A 5,753-nucleotide genomic window follows, 5' to 3' on the forward strand; every position below is an offset into this window, starting at 1 on the left:
CTCGCGCAGAGGCGCAGAGAAAAGAAAAAGATATTGCCTCGCGCAAAGGCGCAAAGACGCTAAGGGAAAAGCGTTTCTACTGTAAAGGGCAGAGCTTAGTCAACGTACAAGCGACGGTGCGATGACAGGAGTCACAACAACTTTGGTTTTTCTTTGCGTCTTAGCGTCTTTGCGCGAGGCAGTCATTATGAATTTGATTAGGCATTCTCAGCGCCTCTGCGTCTCTGCGCGAGATAAAGATTTCAATGATGAATGAGCAAGAGCAGATAAAAGGCAAAGCGCCGGTGGCGTTGATTACTGCGCCGGGGTCGGGGCAGGGGAAGTCGATGGTGACGGCGGCCCTGGCTCGATTGCATCGCAATGCCGGTTTGAATGTCCGGGTTTTCAAGCATGGACCGGATTATCTTGATCCCATGGTCCTGGAAGTGGCCTCGGGTAATCCGGTCTACCAACTGCATCCGTGGATGACCGGCGAGAGTGAATGCCTCTGGCGACTGGCCGAGGCGGCCGCCGAGGCGGATCTGGTGCTAGTGGAAGGCTCCATGGGCTTGTATGACGGTGCCCCTTCCAGCGCCGACCTGGCCGTGTTGGCGGGGATGCCCGCATTGCCGCTGATCGATGCCGGCGGCATGGCCCAGACATTTGGTGCCGTGGCTCTCGGCCTGGCCAGCTACCGCGATGATGTGACCGTCAGGGAAGTGATTGCCAATCGCATCGGCGGAGCGGTGCACGGAGAGATGCTGGCCGAAAGTCTGCCGCCCGACATCACCCTGCTGGGCGGTATTCCTCGACATCCTGCCATGGACATTCCCGACCGTCATCTGGGCATTGTCCAGGCTCGGGAGATCAGCGATCTGGATGAACGCCTGAATCAGGCTGCTCAGGTCTTGGCGGAAGCCGGGCTGAGTCGCTTGCCCAGGGAGATCGAGCTCACTGCCCGTCAGCCCGCGCCGCCGCCCGATGATTTGGTCGGCAAGCGCATCGCCATCGCCCGTGATTCGGCTTTTGCCTTCATCTACCGGGCCAATGAAGACCTGTTGAGGGCGATGGGTGCCGAGCTCTTTTACTTCTCTCCGCTCGCGGATGAGGCAGTCCCCGACGCCGATGCCCTTTGGCTGCCCGGTGGCTATCCCGAACTCCATGGCGAGACCCTGGCCGGAGCCGGGCATTTCAAGGCAACTCTCAAGGCCCATCACGAGGCCGGGCGCCCCATTCTGGCCGAGTGCGGCGGGATGATGGCCTGCATGGAGGCCCTGGTGGACCAGGAGGGGAAGCGACACGCCATGGCCGGTCTGCTCCCCGGCGAGAGCATCATGGCCGGGCAATTGGTCGGACTCGGAATCCAGTCATTGGAGTCCGAGCAAGGGAGTCTGCGCGGCCACACCTTCCACCATTCCAGGGTGAAAACCTCGCTGACGCCCGTGACCCACACCCGGCGCCAGCGTTTCGACAGTGCCGGTGAAGCGATCTATCGGCATGGCTCGCTGACGGCGAGTTATTTTCACAGCTATTTCCCGTCCTGCCCCACAGCCGCCGCCGCACTCTTCTTACGCCCATGAGCCGAACGCTGATGGTCCAGGGCACCACCTCCGATGCGGGCAAAAGCACCGTGGTCGCGGCCCTGTGTCGCTGGCTTCACCGCCGGGGACTCTCGGTTGCTCCCTTCAAGCCACAGAACATGGCGCTCAACAGTGCCGTGACCGTGGATGGGGGCGAGATCGGTCGTTCCACTGCATTGCAGGCCCGGGCCTGTGGACTGGAGCCCCACAGCGACATGAATCCGGTTCTGCTCAAGCCCCAATCGGACCAGGATGCACAGGTGATTCTCCGGGGCCGGGTCCACGGCAACATGCAGGCCCTGGACTATCACGCCTTCAAGGCCGAGGCCCGGCAGACCGTTCTGGATGCCTGGCAAGCCCTGTCGGCACGACACGATGTGATCATTGTCGAGGGCGCCGGCAGTCCCGCCGAGATCAATCTGCGCGCCAATGACATTGCCAATATGGGCTTCGCCGAAATGGTGGACTGCCCGGTGCTGCTTGTGGGGGATATTGATCGCGGTGGGGTCTTCGCGCAATTGGTCGGGACCCTTTCGCTCTTGTCGTCCAGCGAGCAGGCCCGGATCAAGGGCTTTGTCATCAATCGCTTCCGGGGTGACATGGCCCTGTTGCGTGACGGACGAAGCTGGCTTGAGCACTACACCGGCAAACCGGTAGTCGGGACCTTGCCCTATCTGGAACGACTGATCCTGGATGCCGAAGACAGTATCAGTACCCAGGGCGTTGAAGGGGAGGCGCCAGGGCTGCGGGTTGTGGTGCCGGCCCTGCCACGAATCAGCAACCACACGGATTTTGATCCCTTGCGCCTGCATCCCGAGGTGAGCCTGACCTTTGCCCGTGACCCGGATGACTGTGAGGCGGCGGATCTGATTATTTTGCCGGGCAGCAAGCACAGTCGGGCCGATCTGGACTGGATGCGTTCCAGGGGCTGGCCAAACCGACTGGAGCGACATCTGCGCTATGGCGGTCGGCTGATGGGGGTCTGTGGCGGCTTTCAGATGCTGGGTCAGGTGATCGCCGATCCGGATGGAGTTGAAGGGGAGGCGGGGGAGGGCCGCGGCCTCGGTTGGCTGCCCATGACCACCCGCCTGATGCCGGAGAAGCAGCGGCGCCGCAGCCGGGGAAGGCTGATCCCTGGCAGTGAAGCGGTATCAGGCTATGAAATCCACAACGGCATCAGCGAAGGCCCCGCCCTTGGTTCACCGCTATGCCAGTTGGAGACTGGTCCTGACGGGGCAAGGAGTCCCGATGGCCAGATTATCGGGACCTATCTGCACGGGATTTTCGAGCAGGGGCCCGCCTGCCAGTCCTTGCTGCGATGGGCAGGTCTCAAGAGCGAGGGAGTGGCGACAGACTATCACCACCATCGTGAACGCGAACTGGACCGCCTGGCTGAGCTGGTCGAGTCTCATCTGGACCGCCAATGGCTGCACTCGGTTCTGGACCTGGAGGGTGGCCGGCGGCGGCCTGCGTGATACATTGCCTGCCTGCAGTACGAAGCAATTCGCAATAAAAGCCAATTTCCAGTTGACTGGCCTTGGTGATGTAATACACTAAGCCACTTCCACTGGATGAGTAACCTCGGGGGGTTCCCAATGTTAGCAGTATTCAAGAGTCGAACAGCAGCCTTTGTCAGTCTGCTGTTCGCCATTGCCATCATCAGCGCTTGCGCGGCCGGCATGGATCGTCCGCAAGCGGCGGGTGAGGTCGAGCACGTGCGCACCGTTGAGGGGATTGCCGAATATCGCCTCGATAATGGCATGCAGGTGCTTCTCGTTCCGGACCAGAGCCGGAGTTCGGTGACCGTGAACACCACTTACTTCGTCGGCTCCCGTCATGAGGGCTATGGCGAGACCGGCATGGCCCACCTGCTGGAGCACATGCTCTTTTACGGCACCGACAAGCATCCGGATATCCGCTCGGAAATCTCGGAAAAGGGTGGTCGCGCCAACGGCACCACCTGGTATGACCGGACCAACTACTTCCAGACCTTTCCGGCCTCCGACGAGAACCTGGAATGGGCCTTGTCCATGGAAGCCGATCGCATGGTCAACGCCAATTTTGACGGCGAGGACCTGGCCTCCGAGATGAGTGTTGTCCGCAACGAGTTCGAGATTGGCGAGAACAATCCCTTCCGGGTTCTCATGCAGCGCACCATGGCCGTCGCCCATGAGTGGCACGGTTATGGCCGCAGTACCATCGGTGCCCGCTCCGATATTGAGGGCGTACCGATCGAGCGGCTGCGGGACTTCTACTACCGCTACTATCAGCCGGATAACGCCATGGTGGTGGTGTCCGGTAATTTCGAGACTGACAAGGCGCTCGATATGGTCGCCGACAGTTTCGGGCGGATTCCGGCACCGGATCGCGAGAAAGAGCTTCGCATCTGGGACACCTACACCCGCGAGCCCACCCAGGACGGCGAGCGCACCGTGACCGTGCGCCGTTCCGGGGACAGCCAGTATCTCATGGCCAGCTATCATGTCCCGGCGGGGGCGCACCCGGATTTTGCCGCGCTCGACCTGCTGGCCCATGTGCTCGGCAATCAGCCTTCCGGGCGCCTGCATCAGGCCCTGGTTGATAGCGAGCTGGCCACTCAGGTGGGCACCTTTGCGTTCAGTCTGAGAGAACCGGGCGTCCTGCTGGCCTTTGCCGAGGTCGACAGCGATCAGGACCTGGATGAGGTTGAGTCCGTGTTCCGCCAGACCCTGGACGAGGTCCTGGCGAACGGCATCAGCGAACAGGAAGCCGTTCGTGCACGCAGCTCCCGGCTACGTAACCTGGAAACCCAGACCCTCAACGATTCCGAGCGCATCGGCATTGGCCTGACCGAATGGGCGGCCAGCGGCGACTGGCGCCTGATCTTCCTGCATCGCGATCGGATTCAGGAGGTCGAGGCAGAGGATATCGAGCGGGTGGCCGAGAAGTACCTGCGCCGTGACAATCGCAGTGTTGGCCGTTTCATTCCCGACAGCGAGCCCAAGCGTACCGAGATCCCCGAAGTGGATGATCTCGACGCCATGCTGGCTGCCCATGAGTTCGTGGAAGAGGGCCGGGTGGCCGGTGAGGCCTTCGATCCCACGCCGGAGAATGTCCAGGCTCACCTGATTCACCGCGAGCTGTCCAATGGCATGCAGGTGGCCTTGCTGCCCAAGCAGACCCGCGGGGACCGCGTGGTCGGGCGCATTCAGCTGCGAATGGGCGACGAGGAAAGCCTTCATGGGCAGCGGACCGCCTCCCAGATGGTTGCCTCCATGCTCATGCGCGGCACCACCGAGCGGGATCGCCAGGCAATCTCGGATCGGCTCGACGAGCTGCAGTCCAGTCTCAATGTGGGCGGTGCGGGCAATCAGGTGACAGCAACCCTGGACACCAACCGGGACCAGCTTGAAGCTGTCCTGGACCTGGCAACCGAGGTCCTGCGTCAACCTGCTTTCGATGAAAGCGAGTTCCGTGAGCTTCGCCGCAGCCAGATCAACAGCCTGCGGGAGGCACGGACCCAGCCCCAGCAACAGGCCTTCGCCACCATCGGCAACCGCATGAGCGGTCGTGAAGCCGGTCATCCGGGCTATGCCGCCACCATCGAGGAAAGCCTGGAAGCCATGGAAGCGCTGGAACTCGGCGAGCTTGCGGCCTTCCATGAGCGTTTCTATGGCGCCGGTGATGGCATTCTGGTGCTGATCGGCAGTTTCGATCCGGACGAGATGGTCGCCAAGCTGGAAAGTCGTCTCGGCGACTGGACGGCTGAAGTGCCCTTTGAGCGGATTCCTGCCGACTTCCACGACCCGGAAGGCGAGACCGTCGTGATCGACACCCCGGACCGGGCCAATGCCGCCCTGGCGGCTGCCCAGCGGATCATGGTGGGTGATAATCACGAAGACTATCCTGCGGTGGCTATGGCCAATCATCTGATTGGCGGCGGCTTCCTCAGCTCCCGTCTGGCCGAGCGCATCCGCAACCAGGAAGGCATCAGCTATGGCGTGGGCTCCGCGTTCCAGGCTCATCCCCGCGAGGATTCCGGCCAATTCCTGAACTTTGCCTTCTATGCGCCGGAGAACCGGGATCGCCTGCTGTCGGTACTGCGCGAGGAGCTCGACAAGGTGGTGGAGGACGGTTTCACCGAGGACGAGCTCGAGGCCGGCCGTGACGGCTGGCTCCAGAACCGTCAGGTGTCTCGTGGCAGCGACAGCGAAC

Annotated in this window: 3 protein-coding genes; all 3 read left to right on the forward strand. The window is 62.0% G+C overall.

Annotated features, from left to right (window positions below; all coding sequences use genetic code 11):
• Positions 1–245: 245 nt before the first annotated feature.
• Positions 246–1,559 carry a cobyrinate a,c-diamide synthase gene (locus tag ACJWXQ_RS11155; RefSeq protein ID WP_406672824.1) on the forward strand — a complete coding sequence of 438 codons (1,314 nt, stop codon included), beginning with the start codon at positions 246–248 and terminating at the stop codon, positions 1,557–1,559.
• Positions 1,556–3,034, forward strand: coding sequence for a cobyric acid synthase (locus tag ACJWXQ_RS11160; RefSeq protein ID WP_346050920.1), 1,479 nt, complete (start codon positions 1,556–1,558; stop codon positions 3,032–3,034). The genes ACJWXQ_RS11155 and ACJWXQ_RS11160 overlap by 4 nt, the downstream gene beginning before the upstream one ends.
• A gap of 120 nt (positions 3,035–3,154) precedes the next feature.
• On the forward strand, positions 3,155–5,753 hold a 2,599-nt coding region (locus ACJWXQ_RS11165), incomplete at its 3' end, for a M16 family metallopeptidase (RefSeq protein ID WP_406672825.1).

The organism is Natronospira sp., from assembly GCF_007134575.1.
Lineage (GTDB): Bacteria > Pseudomonadota > Gammaproteobacteria > Natronospirales > Natronospiraceae > Natronospira > Natronospira elongata.